The organism is Slackia sp. (assembly GCF_977041755.1).
On record NZ_CDRRGL010000162.1, the window covers coordinates 1 to 3,794 of the forward strand.

General features: G+C 55.8%; 2 protein-coding genes and 1 rRNA gene. All 3 read left to right on the forward strand.

Annotated features, from left to right (window positions below; translation table 11 throughout):
• A 5S ribosomal RNA gene (rrf, locus tag ACWI8T_RS08885) occupies positions 1 to 97 on the forward strand; the annotation flags it as partial.
• 385 nt (positions 98 to 482) lie between these two features.
• Positions 483 to 1,487 carry an amidohydrolase family protein gene (locus ACWI8T_RS08890; RefSeq protein WP_449138683.1) on the forward strand — a complete coding sequence of 335 codons (1,005 nt, stop codon included), beginning with the start codon at positions 483 to 485 and terminating at the stop codon, positions 1,485 to 1,487.
• 273 nt (positions 1,488 to 1,760) lie between these two features.
• The gene (locus tag ACWI8T_RS08895; protein ID WP_449138684.1) at positions 1,761 to 3,482 is read left to right on the forward strand and encodes a Na+/H+ antiporter NhaC family protein; all 1,722 of its coding nucleotides are present in this window, start codon (positions 1,761 to 1,763) and stop codon (positions 3,480 to 3,482) included.
• Positions 3,483 to 3,794 lie beyond the last annotated feature (312 nt).

Here is a 3,794-nt window from a genome sequence, read left to right on the forward strand (position 1 = left end):
GGGGATCACCCGATCCCATTCCGAACTCGGCAGTTAAGCCCGCCTTCGCCGAAAGTACTGCAGCGCCAGGCTGCGGGAGGACAGGGCGTCGCGCTCATGCAGGGCGCTTCCGCATATCCAGGGCCTTTAGGGCCCTTTTTCTTTTTGGGGCCGCAAGGCCCCTTCTCTGTTTCCCGGGGCCGCAGAGCCCCCCCTTTTTTTTCGTTTTGGGCCCGAGGCCCGAACGGGCCTTCGACTTGCTGGATGCCCGCGGCGCTTTGCGGGATTCGCCCCGCCCGCCTCCGGCGCGCTTCCGCGCCCCCATCCCCTCGCGCGCCGCCCCTTGCCGCGACCTGTTAAATGCTCGCAGCGTTTGACAGGTTCATTTTCAGGCTACCTAGCGAACTGAGTGGTGTTCTCTTGGTCAGAAATCGTGTTTCGTCCGTTTCTTGTTTTGTGGAATTGGATACTATTTTCCCTTAGTGAAACGATAGGGGAGGATTATGGCCTGGGTAGTGCATGAGGTTCATGAGCGTCTTTATCCTGACCAGGGATGGACGCCTGCTAAAGCGATTCTGGAGGACGAGAAGCATCTCCATGATGCCGATCATCCTGATGCGAACGGTTGGCCTATTTGGCATTTTCGTCATTCTCGACCGACTGAAGGGTCGGGATCGGGGGTTCTTCCTGATTGTCCAATCGTCGATGTTCATACCCACGCATGGGTCGATAGCTTTGCGCCTCGCATGCGCGCTTATTTTGGGGACAACTTTGGCGCTACGGCGTTCAATCCTGGTACGCTCGATGGCGTTCGCGAGCGAAAACATGAGCTTGGCGTTAAGAAATCGGTGATTCTTCCCGTGCCTACGAACCCTCGTCAGGTACCGCAATTCAATGAATGGCTGCAGGATTATACCGATGACCCCGATATCGTTCCGTTCATGAGTGTGGTACGCGACATGGATGATCCTGTTGCCGAGATTCATCGGTGCGCGAAGTTGGGCTTTAAGGGCATGAAGCTGCATCCGGTGAATCAACATTTCAAAATGAGCGACCCTAAAATGTTTCCCATATACGAGGCCGCCATCGAAGAGAATATGGTCATCTTATTCCATACGGGTTCGGGCATTGATTATCCGACGGTTGGCCCCGATTGGGATTGCTCGCCTGTTGAAATTGATCGCTTCTTTAACAAATTCCCTTATGAGCGCACGGTTTTGGCTCATTTAGGCGGCAGTGTGCCCGATTTCACGCATCCGCCCGAGCTGCATCCTGAATGGCCCGGATATATGGATACGGCGTTCCAGCTTGGCCATATCTCCAACGACGACTTCATGCGCATTGTACGCGAATATGGCACGACGCGTATTTTGTTTGGCACCGATTCGCCTTGGGAAGACACCGCGGACTTTTTGACGAGGCTCGCTCATATTGGCCTGACCGATGATGAATTGCGCGATATTTTGTATCGTAACGCCAATGCGCTGCTTGACCTTGGTTTGGAATAGTTCGTTTCTGGTGGCCGATTTGCTAGAGGGGCTGCATTTTGTGGCGCGGATCGGTGTCAGCCGAAATATAATGCCCTGCTCAGAATTGGGTTTGAACGTACCACCCGATTATTCAACCGTTCCCATGTTATAAGCTTCTTCTATACCCCGCCTGGTCAAGGCGGGGTATACTCTTCTTTACATATGTTGAGCGGGCGCGCTTTCGCCGATGTTCCGGTTTGCCGGACATTTTGGGAAGAGGTGAAAGCGCGTCCACTTATGAAGGAGTGGATAATGGAAGGTTTTGCGCTCATTGACACGGGCATATGGTCTATTGTGCCCCCGCTTTTGGCGCTCGGATTGGCGCTTCTTACGAAGGAGGTGTATTCCTCCCTCACGATCGGCGTTTTCGTTGGCATGGTCATCTATACCTTCACCATCGATGGCGTTGGGTTCGGTTCGCTCGTTGACGCGTTCTGCCTGGTTCCCCAAATGATGGGTGAGCAAATTGCCAACAACGGCGCGCTGCTGCTGTTCTTGGCGTTGCTGGGCGCGCTTGTCGTGCTCATCGCCATTGCCGGCGGCTCTCGCGCATATGGCGCATGGGTTTCTCAGCACGTGAAGAGCGCTCGCCTCGCCCGCGTGATGACCGCCGTTTTGGGTATTCTCATTTTCGTGGACGACTACTTCAACTGCCTCACGGTTGGCGCGGTTATGCGTCCTATCACCGACCGCTTCCGCATGAGCCACGAAAAGCTCGCATGGCTTATCGACTCGAGCGCGGCGCCGGTGTGCATTATTGCCCCTGTGTCTTCGTGGGCTGTTGCCGTTGGCGGCTACCTGGGCGATGACGGCTTCAACCTGTTCGTGCAGTCGATCCCGTATAACTTCTACGCGCTTGGTACTATCGTATTCGTGTTCTTCGTTGCATTCATCGGGTTGGATTTTGGTCCCATGAAGAAGGCCGAAGAGGCTGCTGCGAAATATGGTTCTGCTGAGGCCGAGGAAGTTGCTGCCGCAAACCCGGGCAAGGTTATCACCAATCCCAACGAGGTCGAGGGCGATACGCGCCTGAGCGTTGCCACTGAGCGCACTGCCGCCAAAATCGCCGCGAAGAATAACCCGCAGACCGCGCACGATTTGCCTGCGACTGTTATTGCGGAAGAGACCGAGCTCGCCGAGGCGTTTGAGGCGAATAAGGCCGAAGCCCAGTTCAAGGGAATGGAAGTGTCCGAGAAGGGCAAGGTGTTCGACCTCGTTGTGCCTATTCTCGTTCTGATCGTGTTCTCTATTTGGGGCATGCTGTATATGGGCGGCTTCTTCGAGGGCGTTGAGTTCGCGACTGCCGTTGGCGAGAATCCCGTTGCTGGTTTGTGCATCGGTTCGTTCGTGGCGTTGGTCGTTGCTGCTGCCATGTATCTGCCTCGCGGCCTGTGCACGCTTCAGGGCTACATGGAAGGCGTCGCCGAAGGCGTGCGCTCCATGGTTGGGGCCATTATGATTCTCGTGCTCGCTTGGTCGCTCGGCGGCGTATGCCGTTACATGATCGGTACGGGTCCGTTCGTGAGCGGCTTCTTGAATGGTCTGGGTGTAAGCCTGGCTCTGCTGCCGTTCGCTATTTTCCTGGTTGCGGCATTCATCGGCTTTTCTATGGGCACGAGTTGGGGCACCATCGCGCTTATTCTGCCTATCGTCGTTGGCGTGTTCGACCCGAGCGACCCGCTGTTTTTGGTCGCCATCGGCGCGACTCTCGGCGGTGCGGTGTATGGCGACCATATCTCGCCGATTTCCGACACGACGATTCTTTCGTCTGCCGGCGCTGAGTGTAACCATATGGCGCACGTGTCGACGCAGATTCCGTACGCATCTATCGTGTTCGTGTCGGGCGCTATCGGTTATGTCCTTGCGGGCATCATGGGCAGCCCGTGGATTCCATTGGTCGTTACTATTGTGTTGGCGTGCGGCGGCTTCGTCGTAATCGCGAAGGTCATGAACAAGAAAGACGCTGCGGCGTAAGAGTTCGATGCAGGAGAGGCCGGGCTCGCCCGGCCTCTTTTTATGTCATCCGTCGAGATTCGCCCGTCATGCGTTTTTGATTCGGTCAGGCTCTGGCTTGCACGAACAGCACATTCGGTGCTGTTCGGCTCGTGCGGAATCTATCGGAAACGCATGACGGGCGAATCTCATAGAGGGTTTTTATACCTGCCGGTAGTCGATTCCGTCGAAGTAGCTGCGGAAATCTACGTGGCGGCTGCTGTGGGGGCAGATGAATTTATGGGCGGCTAGGAAATACTCGTCGGTCATTGCGGCGAGATAGTCGACGACGAT